Source organism: Streptomyces sp. NPDC017979, from assembly GCF_044328175.1.
GTDB lineage: Bacteria > Actinomycetota > Actinomycetes > Streptomycetales > Streptomycetaceae > Streptomyces.
Window position 1 is genome coordinate 623,670 of sequence record NZ_JBIRGU010000002.1, and the last position, 13,811, is coordinate 637,480.

Consider the following 13,811-nt stretch of genomic DNA (forward strand, 5'->3'; position numbering starts at 1 on the left):
GCCGTGGAGCGTGGACCTTTGCGTGAGCACGACACCTCCCGGGTATCTTCGGTCCGGCCCCGGCACCGACCGTCCGGGGCCGCACCGACCGGGGGACGACGGGGCGAGCACACCTTGAACACACCGCACGACGCGGCACGGCCGCACGCCCTCGCCTTCCAACTGCTGGGACCGGTCACCGCCCGCACCGCCGACGGACGGCCGCGCCCGCTCGGCTCGCCGCAGCAGCGCGCCGTCCTCGTCGCGCTGTTGCTGCGCGAGGGGCGGCCGGTCACCACGGAGGAGATCGTGGACGGCGTCTGGGGCGAGGCGACCCCGCGCTGCGCGTACGGCGCGGTCCGCACGTACGTCTCCAACCTCCGCACCGCCCTCGCCCCCGAAGCGCCGACGGGCCCCGGCACCGACTCCGGCCCCGACCGCGGCCCCGCCTCCGACCGTGACCGTGACCGTAAAGCCTGTGATCGCGGGCGGTCCGTGGTGTCCGTGCCCGGTGGGTACGCGCTACCGCTGACCGGCCACCTCGTCGACGCGCTGCTCTTCGAGCGCGAGACCGCCGACCGCTCCGGCGACGCGCGCACCGTCCACGACCGGCTCGCCCGTGCCCTGGAGCGCTGGCAGGGCGTCCCGCTCGCCGGCGTCCCCGGACCGTACGCGGAACGCCAGCGAGCCCGGCTAGCGGAGGTCCGCCGCAGCGCCCGGGAAGCCCTCCACGGGTGCGCGCTCGACCTCGGCCGGCACGCGGACGCCGTCCCCGCCCTCAGCGCGCTCGTCGCCGAAGAGCCCTTCCGGGAGCGGCCGTACGAACTGCTGCTGCTCGCCCTGCACCGCGCCGGCCGCCGGGCCGAAGCCCTGGAGGCGTACGGCCGCGCCCGACGGCTCTTCCGCGCGGAACTCGGCATCGAACCCGGGCGCCAACTCGCCCTCCTGCACCGGCGCATCCTGACCGCCGACCCGGAACTCGCCACCTGGACCTCAGGCGTACCCGCCGCTCCACCGGTCCCCGTGACCCGCCCCGAACCCGCCGTCCCGCAAACACCGGCACCACCCCAGGGTGCAACCGGAACAACCGCAACTCCCGCAATCACGGGAACGACTGCAACAACCGCAACACCCGGAACGACTCCGCCCCAGCAACTCCCCGCCGACACCGCCGACTTCACCGGTCGCGCCGCCCTCGTCGACGAGCTGCGCACCCTCCTCGCCCGGGCCGCCCACGGCAGCGACGGACGGGCCGTGACCGTGGTCACCGTCACCGGCACGGCCGGCGTCGGGAAGACCACCGTCGCCGTGCACGTCGCGCACGCGCTGGCCGCCGAGTTCCCCGACGGCCGCTTCCACGTCGACCTGGGCGCCGGCAGCACCCCCGCCGACCCCTCCGCCGTGCTCCTCGGCTTCCTCACCGCCCTCGGCGCCCCGCCCGACCGCATCCCGCTCGACCCCGAACAGCGCGCCGCGTACTTCCGCACCGCCCTCGCCGGCCGCCGGATGCTGCTCGTCCTGGACAACGCGTACGACGCCGAACAGATCAGGCCCCTGCTGCCCGGCACCTCCGGCTGCGCCGTGCTGATCACCACCCGCTCCCGCTCGCTGGCCGTCCCCGGCGCGCACCGCCTTGACATCGATGTCCAACCGGAGGACGAGGCGTTGACGCTGCTCGCGGCGATCGCCGGGCCGGAGCGGGTGGCCGCGGAGCCGGCCGCCGCCCGTTCGCTGGTCGCCGCGTGCGGCCGGCTGCCGCTCGCCGTGCGGATCGTCGGCTCCCGGCTCGCCGCCCGCCCCGGCCACGGCCTCGCCGCCCTCGACGCCAGGCTCCGCGACCAACGCGCCCTCCTCGACGAGCTGCACGTCGGGGACCTGGCCGTCGAGACCGCCTTCCACCTCGGCTACCGCAACCTCGCCCCCGAACCCGCCCGCGCCTTCAGGCTGCTGTCGCTGCTGGACGCCCCGAGCCTGCCGCTGCCCGTCGCCGCCGCGCTCCTCGGACAGGACGAGCGCACCGCGGAGCGGCTCGCCGAAACCCTCGTCGACGCCGGCGTGCTGGAGCCGTACGGCCCCGAGCGCTACCGCTTCCACGACCTGCTGCGGCTGTACGCGCGCCGGCTCGCCGAACGCACCGACGGCGACGACGAGCGCGGCGCCGCGCTCCACCGCGTCCTGGACCTGCTGTGCGCGAGCGTCGTGCGGGCGGCGCGGGCCGCGGTGGACCCGCCGCCGCCCGCGGTGTGGATCGAGCCGGTCGGGCACGAAGGCATGCCCTTCGCCGGCATAGACGAGGTCAGGGCGTGGTTCCGGGCCGAACGCGCGCTCCTCGCCGGCACCGCGGACCAACTGCTGCGCTCGGGGCCGCGGTCGCTGCGCGGGACCGTCGACCTGCTCGCGATCACCGCGGTCTGCGGCATCTTCGAAGGGCAGGCGCACTACCAGGAGCTGGGCCGGATCGCCGGGGTCGCGGCGGAGCGCGCGGCCGGCTCCGGCGACCTGCTGTACCGGGCGAAGGCGCTGCACATCCGGGGGTGGCTCGCCTTCGTCACCCAGCGGTACGCCGACGCGGAGGCGGAGTTGCGGGCCGCGCTCGACTGCGCGGAGGAACTGGACTGCGCCCAGCGGCGGCACGTCTCGGGGACGCTGCTGGCGCTCGTGCTGTGGGGCCGGGGCCGGCCGGCGGAGGCGGAGGAGGCGATGCGCTGGGCGCAGCGGTACGCGGGGGACCCGGCGGACCCCGACAGCCCGGCGTCCGTGGTGCGCTACACCGCGCGGCTGCACACCGCGCTGGGGCCGGACCGGCAGGACCGCACGGGCGTCAGCCACGTGCTGCGGGAGGTCGACGCGACGGGGACCTCGCTGACGACGCCCGAGGGGGTGCGGAAGTTGGGCGCGGCCCTCCGGGACGGCTCGCGCGGCTGACGGGCCGCCCGCCCGGAACCGGCTTGACCCTCACGTAGCGTGAGGCCGGAGGGTGAGCGGCATGAGCAACCACTACGACGCGTTCGAGTTCAGCCCCGTCCCCCCGCCCGGCCCGGACGCCGTGCCGCCGGAGCCGTTCCGCGGCATCTACGGAATGCCCGCCTTCTTGACCATCCCCACCGGCGACCTGGCGGCGTCGGTGGACTTCTGGACCCGCGGCCTCGGGTTCTTCGAACTCTTCAGCATCCCGGGAGAGTTGGTGCACCTGCGTCGCTGGGCGTTCCAGGACGTACTGCTCGTTTCGGGGAGCCCCGCGGAGCAGACGCCGGCGATGAGCGTCAGCTTCGCCTGCGTGCTCAACCAGCTCGACGCCCTCGCCGATGCGTGCCGCGCGCTGCGTCCGACCTCGGTCGACGGTCCGGTGGACACCCCGTGGACCACCCGCGACGTGGCCGTGATCACCCCGGAGAACGTACGGGTCGTCCTCACCGCGGCGAAGCCGTTCGACCCGGACAGCGAGGAGGCGCGCAACCTCGCGGCCATGGGGATCACTCCGCCCGGCGTCGGCGGCGACAATGAGGTCCATGCCTGATGACCTCGACATCGACCTCGACGGCCTGACCGTGGGGCAGGTCTCGACGTGGGTGGGCGTGACGGTCCGCGCGCTGCACCACTGGGACGAGATCGGCCTCGCGCGGCCGTCGCTGCGCACGCCCGCCGGCTACCGGCTCTACACGGCCGGTGATCTGGAACGCCTCCACCGGATCGTGGTCTACCGGGAGGTCGGCCTCGGCCTGGACAAGATCCGGGCCGTCCTGGACGGCTCGACCGCGGACGTGCCCGGGGCGCTGCGCGCGCAGCGCGCCCAGGTCACCGAACGGATCGAACGACTCCACCGACTCGGCGCCGGGCTGGACCGGATGATCGACGCCCACGAACGCGGCCTGCTCCTCACCGTCGAGCAGCAGGCCGCGATCTTCGGCTCCGGGTGGAACCCGGACTGGCCGGCGCAGGCCCGGCGGCGCTACGGGGACACCCCGCAGTGGCAGCAGTACGCCGAACGCTCGGCGGCCCGCAGCCCGGAGGAGTGGCAGGCCGTCGCGGCGGCCGTCTCCGCGCTCGACCTGGCGCTCGCGGACGCGATGGACGCGGGCGTCGAGCCCGGCGGCCCGGAGGCGAACCGGCTGGTGGAGCGGCACCGCGAGGTCTTCGCCGCGTACTTCCCGCTCAGCAGGCGGATGCAGGTCTGCCTGGCCCGGATGTACGAGGCGGACCCGGCGTACGCGGCGCACTACGACGGCATCCGCCCCGGCTTCGCCGCGTGGTTCCGCCGCGCCGTCGACGAGAGCGCCCGCGCGCACGGCATCGACCCCGCGACGGCGACGTGGGAATGAGCCCCCTCCCGTGCGTGCGGCGCGGGAGGACGCCTTGTGCCGCCGTTTCCCTGCGGGCGCATTGCCCGCTGCGGCCCGGTGGTGGGTTGCTCGCGCAGTTCCCCGCGCCCCCAAAAGCCCACGCCCTGCGCGAACAGCCCACCGCGGTCTGCGGACGAACAGGGGGTTAGGGGCGCGGGGAACTGCGCGAGCAACCCACCACCGGGCCGCAGTGGGCAACGCACCCGCAGGGAAACGGCGGCGGGGACGTCCGGGGCGTCCGGGGGCGCGGGTGCTCGGGGCGTACGGCTAGGTCGGGCGGGAGAGGGCGCGGGCGCGGCGGGCGGAGAGCGACGAGCCCGACTCGCCCCGCGCCATCCGCCTAAGGACCCGCGGGGCCACCGTCAGGCCCACCACCGCCCACACCCCCAAGACCCCCGCCGACTCAAGTGCGCGCCAGGACTCCCCCAGCTCCAACCCCACCGCCGCGTCTGGCAGCAGCGCCGATCGCATGCCGAGGCCCAGCCAGTAGACGGGGGTGAGTTGGGCCAGCCACTGGACCCACTCCGGCAGCGCCGTGACGGGGTAGAAGATCCCGGAGATCCCGATCATCGCGAGCACGGGGAGCTGGATCAGGCCCTGCGCGCGCGTCGAGGTGAGCACCGCTCCCAGCACCGCCCCGATCGGCAGCGTCGCCAGCATGCCGAGGACGAGCACCCACGCCAGCGTGAGCCATTCCCGTACGCCGCCGACCGAGAGGCCGTCGATCAGGAGCAGCCCGGGGACGAGCAGGATCGCGAGGTCCGCCAGCAGCCCGCCGCCGACGCTGACGACCTTGCCGACGAGGTAGCCGCGCACTCCGTGCGGCGTGGCCCGGGCCCGTAGCAGGGTGCCGTCCTCGCGGTCCGCGGTGAGGATCTGGCTCATGCTCACCATCCCCATGGCGACGTTCATCCCGAGGATGCCGGGGAGCGCGAGCGTGCCGAGGAGGTGGCCGGAGGAGTCGTACTCCCGGTCCCGTAGGAAGTACAGGACCACCAGCATCAGCACCGGCCACAGGAAGTGCGACGTCAGGTCGGCGCCGTTGGTCAAGGACTGCCGCAGTTCGACGAGCCCGCGGCGGCAGCCGGTCCGGAGGGCGGGCAGCGCGGTGTGCACGGGCGTCGTCATCGGACGGCCTCCTCGCCCTCGCGCACCAGCGCGAGGTAGGTGTCCTCCAGGGAGGCCCGGTGGACCTCCAGTTCGCCGACCTGGTCACCGAGGCGCCCGAAGAGTTCGCGGACGAAGGCCGTGGAGTCCGCGGGCGCGGAGGCGAAGCGCCGTCCGCCGTGCGTCCAGCGCACCTCGTCGCGGACGGTGGCGCGGCGGGCGAGTTCGGCGGAGGTGCCGTCGGCGACGATCCGTCCGCCGGTGAGGACGAGGATGCGGTCGGCGAGCTTGTCCGCCTCGTGGAGGTCGTGGGTGGTGAGCAGGACCGTGGTCCGCTGGTCCGCGGCGAGCCGTTTGACCAGGTCGTGGAAGTCGGCCCGGGCCTCGGGGTCGAAGCCCGCGGTGGGTTCGTCGAGGAAGAGCACCTCGGGCCGCCCCACGATGCCGATCGCGACGTCCAGCCGGCGCCGCTGCCCGCCGGAGAGCGTCCGCAGCTTGTGGTGGGCCTGCTCCGTCAGCCCCACCGCGGCGATCAGTTCGTCGGTGTCCCAGGGGCGCGGGTGGGTGGCGTCGGAGTACGGCGCGTAGTAGCGGCCGAGGTGGGCGAGGAGTTCCCGGACGCGCCACTTCCCGTGGTCGCGCCAGGACTGGAGGACGACGCCGACGCGGGCGCGCCACGCCTCGTCGCCGTCGGCCGGGTCGACGCCGAGGACCGCGGCGCGCCCCGCCGAGCGGGTCCGGAAGCCCTCCAGGATCTCGACGGTGGTGGTCTTGCCGGCACCGTTGGGGCCCAGCAGGGCCAGCACCTCGCCGTGGCGGGCCTGGAAGGTGACGTCCCGCAGGACGTCGTCGGTCCCGTAGCGCATCCGTAGCCCGGCGACGTCGACGGCCGCTCGCTGATCGCTCATTGCACTGCCTCTTCCTTCACGATTTCGCGAAGGCTATGTTGCGTTGGTGGTGCGTCAAGGTGCGATCGACGGATCGATGTCGCAGGAGAGAGCGTAAATTCTGCCGTTGTTGCAATGGCGTTGACGATGAATGCACCCAGGGCTCCGATTGCGTTCGTTGCAATGGGCTGCCGCTGAACGCATACTGGCGCGTACGACGACGAGGGAGGCGGGCAGCGCGATGCCGGGCGGCAGGCTGAGCCACGAGGAGCGCCGCGCCATCGCTGCCGGGCTGGCCGAAGGGCTCGGTTACGCGGAGATCGCCAGGCGGCTGGACCGACCGACGTCGACCGTCAGTCGGGAGGTGGCGCGCAACGGCGGCCGGAGCCGCTACCGCGCCGAGTACGCGCACCGGGCGACGGGGTGGCGCGCCCGCCGCCGCAGCCCGACGGCCTCCGACGCACCGGTCGACACCGAAACCGGCACCGACACCGAAACCGGCACCGGCACTGGAACCGACGCGCTGGACGCGAACTCCGCCCCGGACCCCGTCGACGCCCGCGCCTTCCGCGAGCAGTTCACCGAGATGATGGTCGGCACGGGCCTGCCCCGGATGGTCGCCCGGGTCCTCACCGCGCTCTTCACCACCGACTCCGGCAGCCTCACCGCCGCCGAACTCGTCCGCGAGCTGCGCGTCAGCCCCGCCTCCGTCTCCAAGGCCGTCGGCTACCTCGCCGGACTCGACCTGCTGCGGCGCGAGCGCGAGGCGGGGCGCCGGCACGAGCGGTACGCCATCGCCGAGGACGTCTGGTTCGGGGCGTGGTCCTCCAGCGCCCGCACGACCGCGGTGTGGGCCGACACCGCGCGCCGCGGCGCCGAGCTCTTCGACCCCGCGTCGCCGGCCGGGGCCCGGCTCGATCAGATGGCGCTCTTCTTCACCCGCCTCAGCGAAGACATGGCGGGCGGCCCCGTCGCCACCGCCGCCGGGGAGAACGCGCTGACCGTGGTCGCGGCCCTGGCGCACGCCGGCGTCCCGCTCACCGTCGCCCAGTTGGCCACCGGCCTCGACTGGCCCGTGGACCGCGTCCTGCGGGCGCTCGCGGACGCGGAGCGGCACCCCGACCTCACCGACCCCGTCGTCCCGCGGCGGGTGGCGCCCGACGCGTACGCGCTCGGCGTGCGCGCGAGCCGGTTGAGCGCCACCCAGTGCGCCGCCCTGACCGTGCAGGCCCGCTCCACCACCCCGTGAATGTGCCCGCACGTTCGAAGCGTCCCCCAAGTGGGCACTGTCTTCTGGCCACTTGACGCTTCACCAACTGCCCCGCCAGTGCGCCGGGACAACAATGTGCTTATGGCTGATGACTGGAAGCGACGGATCGACGAGCTCCACGAGAACCTGGTGCGGCGGGACGATCCCGCGGCCTGGGTCACCGAGGCGGACGCGGTCGAGGCGTCGTACCGCTATCCCGACCTCCTCGTGCGCGGCCCGGTCTTCGGGGTCGCCGCCCAAGAGCGGGAGCGCCCCGGCGAGTGGCGGTTACTGATGCCGGTGATCAGCGGCACCCCGCAGGAGGCCCGGGACGGCCTCAACTCCCATCTGTGGTTCCGGGCCAAGGACGAGACCGACGACCCGCGCGAGCGCCGCGGACTGCTCGACGCCGTCGCCGTCCTGGAGACCGACCCCGTCGACGAGGTGGAGGCGCTGGGCACCCGCTACCGGGTCGTGCGCGCCGACGAGTTCGCCCGCCGCGGCCCCGAGGGACTGGAGCCGCCCCGCCCCACGGACCCGGAGCCCCTCGACCGCACCTGGGAGAGCCAGCGCAACCGCACCTGGACCGACGTGGGACAACTCATCGACCCGGACCGGGAGGAGGGGCTGATGGCGGGCGCGATGAAGCTGGGGCTGCGCACCTTCTGCTACGCGGGCGGCGCCTTCTCCGACGAGATGCTGCGCGACGCGGCCCGGGCGATGGGGGAGTACCCGGAAGTCGCCCTGCTGCCGGTCGGCTTCAGCGTCGTCGAACGGCACGACGGGACCTGGACCACCCGCGGCGTGCTGATGCCGTCCCCGCACGACGCCCGCCGCGTCCTCTACGACGGGCTCAACGAGTTCTGGCCCCTCATCTACCGGCTGAAGGAGGAGGACCGGGAGGCGTACGGTCGCGCCGCGAAGGAGTTCCGCGCCGCCGGCCGCACCAACGACGCCCGCGTCGGCGGCTCTCTCTTCCGCGTCTGCCGCATCGAACGCGCGATCCGCTACGGCCCCGACGGCCCGGAGCCCCCGCGCCCGTCGGACACCGACCAGTGGGGCCCGATGAAGCTCCATCCGACGATGGACGACGACGGCACGATCCACCACGGCAGCGACTGAATCGCGCGCGACGGACGGCGCCCGGCGCGGCGCGCGGACTCGTCGGTCGTGTCCGTAGCCAACGCCCCCATCTTGCTGGCGCCCGGCGCGGCCCCGCCCGGCTGACCGGGCCAGCGCCGGCTCGTCAGGGCGCCAGGTGCGGGGCTCCACCGAATCGCGCTGGAGATTCTAGGCTCGGCGCATGCGGATCACTGTGCGGGCAGCGGTTGAGGCGGACCTGTCGGCGTTGCTGGCTCTCTACCGCGAGTTGAACCCGGACGACGCCCCCTTGCCCCGGGCGTCCGCCGCTGCCGTCTGGGCAGCCATGTCAAGGCAGCAGGGACGGACGATCCTGGTGGCTGATGCCGGCGACACCGTGGCCGGAACGGCTGATTGCATCGTCCTGCCGAACCTGACGCGCGGCGGCCGGGCCATCCTGTTCGTCGAGAACGTCGTGGTGTCCAGCTCCTTCCAGCGGCGCGGTGTCGGCCGGCAGTTGATGGAGTCCGCCGTCCGACTGGGCGAGTCGGCCGGGTGCTACAAGGTCCAGTTGCTGGCGGCGGACGACGAGTACGTCCACACCTTCTACGAAGCGTGCGGTTTCAAGCCCCTGGCAAAGGGCTTCCGCCGCTACATCGCTCAAGGGCCTCGCCCCTGAGGCGATGTCCGCCGAGGGCATGACGGGACCTGCGCTGCCTTGCGCGCGCACCTCCCGTCCCCTGCTCGTTCGTCCTCGGGCCGGTGGTGGGTTGTTCGCGCAGTTCCCCGCGCCCCTAACTCCTCCACCTGACCCGCAGGTGAATGACGGGGACAGCGAAACAGGGCGCTGGGGGTGCCACCACGCCCTCTGGGCGTAGGGGGCGGAACTGCGCGGGCAACCCACCGTCAAGCCGCAGAGGCCATCGCTCCCGCAGGGAAACCGGGGGATCCGCCCAAGCCCGCCCCCCCCGCCCGGAGGGCTACCGCTGGCGGGCGTCGACGAGGGTTGCGTTCGCGTGGGCGATCAGGTCCTTCGGGGGGAGCGGGAACACCGTGTGCGGGGTGCCCGCCGCCGCCCACACCACGTCGTGGGTCAGCAGCGCGCGGTCCGCCAGGACCCTCGTGCGCGTCAGGTGGCCGAACGGCGGCACGCCGCCGATCGCGTAACCGGTCGTCGCCCGGACCAGATCCGCGTCCGCCCGCTTCACCGCGGCCGCGCCGAGCTCCTCGCGCACCCGCTCGACGTCCACCCGCGAGGCGCCGTCCACGAGGACCACGACCGGCTCGCCGTCCGCGGTGAAGATCAGCGACTTGACGATCTCGCTGACGTCGCAGCCGATGGCGGCCGCCGCCTCCGCGGCGGTGCGGGTCGCCTCGGGGAAGCGGCGGACCGGGACGTCCAGGCCCAGTTCAAAGAGGGCCGCGGCGAATCGGGGGTGGGCTTCGGTGCTGCCGTGGGTGCTGTCTTGGGTGCTCATGCCCCGGCACCGTACCGATCCGCGCGGCCCCGGGCGAACCGGTGATCCCGCGGGGCGTGCGTCACCGACTCAGCCGGCCTTCAGGACCTGCGCCACCACCGGACCCGCCGACTCCCCGCCGCGTCCGCCCGACTGCACCGCCGCCGCAGCGGCCAGGTCACCGGCGAACGCGGTGAACCACGAGTTGCTCTTGCTCTGGCCGCCGACCTCCGCGGAACCCGTCTTGGAGCCCTTGTCGCCCGGCACCGCAGCCATCGCCTTCTGCCCCGAACCGCCCGTCGCGTCCGCCCGCATCAGCGCGCGCAGCGTGTCCGCGGTGGCCGTGGGCAGCGGGGTGGCGGTGGCCAACTCCCGGTCGTCCAGGGACTGCGGCACGATCACCGGCTGCTTGAACGTGCCGTGCTTCGCGGTCGCGCTGATCGACGCCATCGTCAGCGCGTTCATCGTGATCTTGCCCTGGCCGATGTACGACGCGGCGGTCTCCGTGCCGCCGGACTCCGGGACCTTCCCGTCGTAGCTGGACGCGCCCGTCTTCCAGTCGAGGCCGATGCCGAAGTACTTGCGCGCCGTCTCGCCGAGCGCCGTCCCCGCCACGCCCTTGTCGGTGAGCGGCTTGATCGCCTTGATGAAGGTGGTGTTGCAGGACCGGGCGAACGCCTGCCGGAAGGTGGGGTCGGCGAGTTCGAACTGCTTCAGGTTCTCGAAGGTGCGGCCGTTCCACTGCACCGTCTTCGGGCACTCGACCTTGGTGTCCGCGCCCTTGACCAGGCCGTGCTCCAGCATCATCGCCGCCGACACGATCTTCATCGTGGAGCCGGGGGCCTGCGCCCCCAGCATCGCCGTGTTGTAGCCGCCCGCGGGGCTGTTGGCGATGGCGCGGATCTCGCCCGTGCTGGGCTTGACCGCGACGACCGACGCCTGCCCCGCACCCTTCCCAGCCTGCGCCGCTGCTTCCTGCACCGCCTTCTCCGCCGCCGCCTGCACCGCAGCGTCGATGGTGGTCTTCAACTCGCCCGGCTTGCCCTCGGTGAGGGCGAGCAGGGTGTGGTCGGCGACGTTCTCGTCCGGGGAGGAGACCACCAGCTCCACGCCGGGCGTGCCGCCCGCCGCCGCACCGTACTTCTTGCGCAGCGCGTCGACGACCGCCGTCAGGGAGGGGTACGCCTCCTTCGACAGCTCCTTGCCGTTGCGGTCCACCGCCTTGATCGGCGGGGCGGACGCCGGGGCCGTCTTGAGGGTGGCGCCCTTCGTCAGCTTGGGGTGGAGCACCGTCGGCTTCCAGTCCACCAGCGCCTTGCCGGTCTTCACCCCGCGCACCACGGTCAGCTCGGAGGCGTACGACCAGGGCTTGCTGGTGCTCTCGTGGGTCACCGTCGCCCGCACCGAGAACGACACCTTCGAACCCAGCGTCTCGCCCGCGGTGAACTTGGCGTCCGAGACCTTGGCCTCGGTGCGGTAGCCGGCGAGCAGCGGCTCCGCCGCGGCGGCGTCGGTGGTCAGCCGCGCGGCCTTCGCCGCGTCCCCGCTCGCCCAGGCGGCGAAGAAGTCCTCCGTCGTCTCCTGGACCTCCTCGGCCGTGGGCGGCCCGGTCTTCTTGGCCGGCGTGTTGTCGTCGCCCCCGCCGAGGAGGGTGTAGCCGCCGTACGCGACGCCCCCGGCCACCACCACGAACACTCCGCCGACGACGGCTACCTTCGCTCCACTGCGCATGATCCGCGGTCCCTCCCGAACACCAACTGCTGCGACTCCTTGAACGCGTTCAAGACCCTAGGACTACCAGGTGGCAGACGGGCGGAACTGTTACGGGACCGCTACGTACGACCGCTCGGCACGCGTGATAAGGGACGTGCGTCACACCCAGGTGTCCAACCACATCCGGGCCCGCCACTCGTCCATCGGGATCAGCGTGCCCGTGTACAGCGGGTGGAAGTAGATGAAGTTCCACAGGATCAGCAGCACCAGCACGCCCGCGCCGATCGCGCCCACCGCCCTGCGCCGTTCGTCCGTGCCCGGCGGACCCAGCATCGCACCGATCATCATCGACACCGCGAGGCACAGGAACGGCACGAACACCACCGCGTAGAACACGAAGATGGTGCGCTCCTGGTACAGGAACCACGGCACCCAACCGGCCGCGATGGCGCAGGCGATCGCGCCCGCGCGCCAGTCGCGGCGGAAGAACCAGCGCCACAGCACGTACAGGATCGCAAAGCAGCCCGCCCACCACAGCAGCGGGGTGCCGAGCGCCAGCACCTCGGCGGCGCAGTTGCCCCGGGTGTCCGCCGGGCAGCCGCCGACGCCGGGCTTCGGGTCCTCGTAGTAGTACGAGACCGGGCGGCCCATCACGATCCAGCTCCACGGGTTCGACTGGTACGTGTGGCCCGAGGTGAGGTTCACGTGGAACTCGTAGACCTCCGTCTCGTAGTGCCACAGGCTGCGCAGCCAGTCCGGGACGAAGCCCCAGGAGGTCTCCCGGCCCGGGCCCGTGGACGCCCACTGCCGGAAGTGGCCGTTGTCGGTGAAGATCCACCCCGACCAGGTCACCACGTACGTGACCAACGCCACCGGGACCGTCGCGACGAACGCCGGCACCAAGTCGCGCCGGGCCACCGCGCGGTAGGGCCGCACCGCGCCGGCCGTGCGCCGGGCGCCCACGTCCCACAGGACGGTCAGCAGCCCGAACGCGGCCATCATGTACAGCCCGTTCCACTTGGTGCCGGCCGCCAGGCCCAGCATCACGCCGGCCGCGATCCGCCACGGCCGGGCACCGAGCCGCAGCGTCTGCGCGAGGTGCGCGTCCGGCCGCAGCACCCCCTCCGCGTCCACCGGCAGCGCCGCCGCCAACCGCGCCCTGGCCCGGTCGCGGTCGACCAGCAGACAGCCGAACGCGGCGAGGACGAAGAACATCAGCACCAGGTCGAGCAGTGCGGTGCGGCTCATCACGAAGTGCAGGCCGTCCACCGCGAGCAACAGGCCCGCCAGACAGCCGAGGAAGGTGGAGCGGAACAGCCGACGGCCGATGCGGCAGAGCATCAGCACCGAGAGCGTGCCCAGCAGGGCGACCATGAAGCGCCAGCCGAAGGGCGTGAAGCCGAAGAGCTTCTCGCCGATGCCGATGATCCACTTGCCGACCGGCGGATGGACGACGTACCCGGGGTCCGTCGGGATCGAGACGGCCGACGGGTCCTTCAGGATCTCCTTGTCGACGTCCTTGGGCCAGGCCCCCTCGTACCCCTGGTTGATCAGGGCCCAGGAGTCCTTGGCGTAGTACGTCTCGTCGAATATCACCGCGTCCGGCTCGCCCAGGTTCCAGAACCGGAGCGCGCCGGCGACCAGGGCGACCAGCAGCGGGCCCAGCCAGGCGGCGGCCCGCAGCAGCGGCTCGACGCGTTCGGGCGGCAGCCCGAACACCGACCAGATCCGCTCGGACGGCTTCGCGTACGGCGGCACCAGCCGCTCGCGCAGCCCGATGACGGGCCTCGGCGCGTACCCGAACCGCCGCAGGCGCTGGGGCCAGCCGGGCGGTTGCGGATCCGTTTCCCTGCCGCTGAGGGGCGATGGCGCGGTACTGGTCACCGCGCCATCGTAAGGAACCCGTCCACGGCCCACCCCCGTCCGCGCCCAGTTGCCCCCGATGCGACGGGCCGGGCCGGGGCACGGACGGTCCCGGGCCGGTCCGCGCGGCGGGGGA

General features: G+C 73.4%; 11 protein-coding genes. 6 read left to right on the top strand and 5 right to left on the bottom strand.

Annotation, left to right across the window (positions count from 1 at the left end; translation table 11 throughout):
- Window positions 1-114: 114 nt before the first annotated feature.
- From ACH4E8_RS08795 to ACH4E8_RS08805, 3 genes are all read left to right on the top strand, one after another.
- Window positions 115-2,904 (top strand): BTAD domain-containing putative transcriptional regulator, encoded by a 2,790-nt coding sequence (locus ACH4E8_RS08795; protein ID WP_398445742.1) that lies wholly within the window; start codon window positions 115-117, stop codon window positions 2,902-2,904.
- Window positions 2,905-2,965: 61 nt separating this feature from the next.
- Window positions 2,966-3,496, top strand: coding sequence for a VOC family protein (locus tag ACH4E8_RS08800; RefSeq protein WP_398445744.1), 531 nt, complete (start codon window positions 2,966-2,968; stop codon window positions 3,494-3,496).
- Window positions 3,480-4,298, top strand: coding sequence for a MerR family transcriptional regulator (locus tag ACH4E8_RS08805; RefSeq protein WP_398445745.1), 819 nt, complete (start codon window positions 3,480-3,482; stop codon window positions 4,296-4,298). Before ACH4E8_RS08800 ends, ACH4E8_RS08805 begins: the two co-directional genes overlap by 17 nt.
- A 288-nt stretch (window positions 4,299-4,586) precedes the next feature.
- Here the strand turns inward: ACH4E8_RS08805 and ACH4E8_RS08810 are convergent, their stop codons facing one another.
- Window positions 4,587-5,447, bottom strand: a complete 861-nt coding sequence (locus ACH4E8_RS08810) for an ABC transporter permease (protein ID WP_398445747.1) — start codon at window positions 5,445-5,447, stop codon at window positions 4,587-4,589.
- Complete coding sequence (locus ACH4E8_RS08815) at window positions 5,444-6,334, bottom strand: ABC transporter ATP-binding protein (RefSeq protein WP_398445749.1); 891 nt, start codon at window positions 6,332-6,334, stop codon at window positions 5,444-5,446. Before ACH4E8_RS08815 ends, ACH4E8_RS08810 begins: the two co-directional genes overlap by 4 nt.
- A 220-nt stretch (window positions 6,335-6,554) precedes the next feature.
- On the opposite strand from ACH4E8_RS08815, the gene ACH4E8_RS08820 reads away from it, so the two are divergent.
- The 3 genes from ACH4E8_RS08820 (at window position 6,555) to ACH4E8_RS08830 (ending at window position 9,321) form a co-directional block, all read left to right on the top strand.
- Window positions 6,555-7,562, top strand: a complete 1,008-nt coding sequence (locus ACH4E8_RS08820) for a helix-turn-helix domain-containing protein (RefSeq protein WP_398445751.1) — start codon at window positions 6,555-6,557, stop codon at window positions 7,560-7,562.
- A 102-nt stretch (window positions 7,563-7,664) separates the two neighbouring features.
- Window positions 7,665-8,684 (top strand): DUF5954 family protein, encoded by a 1,020-nt coding sequence (locus ACH4E8_RS08825; RefSeq protein ID WP_398445753.1) that lies wholly within the window; start codon window positions 7,665-7,667, stop codon window positions 8,682-8,684.
- A 181-nt stretch (window positions 8,685-8,865) separates the two neighbouring features.
- Window positions 8,866-9,321, top strand: coding sequence for a GNAT family N-acetyltransferase (locus ACH4E8_RS08830; protein WP_398445755.1), 456 nt, complete (start codon window positions 8,866-8,868; stop codon window positions 9,319-9,321).
- 301 nt (window positions 9,322-9,622) lie between these two features.
- Here ACH4E8_RS08830 and ACH4E8_RS08835 read toward each other — a convergent pair whose 3' ends face one another.
- From ACH4E8_RS08835 to ACH4E8_RS08845, 3 genes are all read right to left on the bottom strand, one after another.
- Window positions 9,623-10,120 carry a YbaK/EbsC family protein gene (locus ACH4E8_RS08835; protein ID WP_398445757.1) on the bottom strand — a complete coding sequence of 166 codons (498 nt, stop codon included), beginning with the start codon at window positions 10,118-10,120 and terminating at the stop codon, window positions 9,623-9,625.
- 69 nt (window positions 10,121-10,189) lie between these two features.
- Window positions 10,190-11,830: a penicillin-binding transpeptidase domain-containing protein gene (locus ACH4E8_RS08840; protein ID WP_398445759.1), complete on the bottom strand. Its 1,641-nt coding sequence runs from the start codon at window positions 11,828-11,830 to the stop codon at window positions 10,190-10,192.
- A 141-nt stretch (window positions 11,831-11,971) separates the two neighbouring features.
- The gene (locus tag ACH4E8_RS08845; protein WP_398445761.1) at window positions 11,972-13,696 is read right to left on the bottom strand and encodes a dolichyl-phosphate-mannose--protein mannosyltransferase; all 1,725 of its coding nucleotides are present in this window, start codon (window positions 13,694-13,696) and stop codon (window positions 11,972-11,974) included.
- Window positions 13,697-13,811: the final 115 nt, after the last annotated feature.

Bases quoted from the DNA above. Each gene is read 5' to 3' on its own strand.
- ACH4E8_RS08815 (WP_398445749.1), bottom strand. From the start codon at position 6,334: ATGAGCGATCAGCGAGCGGCCGTCGACGTCGCCGGGCTACGGATGCGC.
- ACH4E8_RS08800 (WP_398445744.1), top strand. From the start codon at position 2,966: ATGAGCAACCACTACGACGCGTTCGAGTTCAGCCCCGTCCCCCCGCCC.
- ACH4E8_RS08835 (WP_398445757.1), bottom strand. From the start codon at position 10,120: ATGAGCACCCAAGACAGCACCCACGGCAGCACCGAAGCCCACCCCCGA.
- ACH4E8_RS08805 (WP_398445745.1), top strand. From the start codon at position 3,480: ATGAGGTCCATGCCTGATGACCTCGACATCGACCTCGACGGCCTGACC.
- ACH4E8_RS08810 (WP_398445747.1), bottom strand. From the start codon at position 5,447: ATGACGACGCCCGTGCACACCGCGCTGCCCGCCCTCCGGACCGGCTGC.
- ACH4E8_RS08825 (WP_398445753.1), top strand. From the start codon at position 7,665: ATGGCTGATGACTGGAAGCGACGGATCGACGAGCTCCACGAGAACCTG.
- ACH4E8_RS08840 (WP_398445759.1), bottom strand. From the start codon at position 11,830: ATGCGCAGTGGAGCGAAGGTAGCCGTCGTCGGCGGAGTGTTCGTGGTG.
- ACH4E8_RS08830 (WP_398445755.1), top strand. From the start codon at position 8,866: ATGCGGATCACTGTGCGGGCAGCGGTTGAGGCGGACCTGTCGGCGTTG.
- ACH4E8_RS08820 (WP_398445751.1), top strand. From the start codon at position 6,555: ATGCCGGGCGGCAGGCTGAGCCACGAGGAGCGCCGCGCCATCGCTGCC.